General features: G+C 68.6%; 2 protein-coding genes. One reads left to right on the top strand and one right to left on the bottom strand.

Annotated features, from left to right (window positions below; genetic code table 11):
* Positions 1-186, top strand: a 186-nt coding sequence (locus ACKGJN_RS16815; RefSeq protein WP_409540721.1) for a tautomerase family protein, incomplete at its 5' end; no start/stop codon positions are given.
* A gap of 123 nt (positions 187-309) precedes the next feature.
* Here the strand turns inward: ACKGJN_RS16815 and ACKGJN_RS16810 are convergent.
* Positions 310-519, bottom strand: a 210-nt coding sequence (locus ACKGJN_RS16810; protein ID WP_409540719.1) for an RHO alpha subunit C-terminal catalytic domain-containing protein, incomplete at its 5' end; no start/stop codon positions are given.

The raw sequence follows: 519 nt of genomic DNA, 5'->3' as shown, positions 1-519 counted from the left end.
GGCGCGACGGCGGCGCAGAAGGCCGCGCTCATCAAAGGCGTTACCGACCTGCTGGTCCAGGTGCTCGACAAGAACCCGGCGACCACCGTGGTGGTGATCGACGAAGTCGACATGGCGGATTGGGGCATCGGCGGCCTGCCGGTGCAGGAGTTCAGACGGCAGCAGAAGGCGGCCGCAAGCCGTTAGCAGTGGCCCGCCTCGCCCTTCGAGACGCGATCCTGCGGATCGCTCCTCAGGGTGAGGCTCATTTCTAGATCCTCATCCTGAGGAGGCGCGACAGCGCCGTCTCGAAGGATGGGCCACAGGCTCCTAGCCGAGCAGCGCTTTCGCCATCCACTGGTGGAAGCAGTGGGTCGGGCCATCCATCACCGGCGAGAACACGCCCCCCGTGAAGGCCGTCGAGGCGCGTCCCGCCTGCATGCCCTGCACGACGCCGAGGTCCTCCTCGAAGACCGTGCGCCACTGGCGCGCGTTGGTGGCGCGCAGGTCGGCGTAGCCGTCGCCGAGCGCCGCGTCGTC

The organism is Gillisia xinjiangensis (assembly GCF_046298265.1).
GTDB classification, from domain to species: domain Bacteria; phylum Bacteroidota; class Bacteroidia; order Flavobacteriales; family Flavobacteriaceae; genus Gillisia; species Gillisia xinjiangensis.
This window is presented reverse-complemented; position numbering and strand designations above follow the sequence as displayed.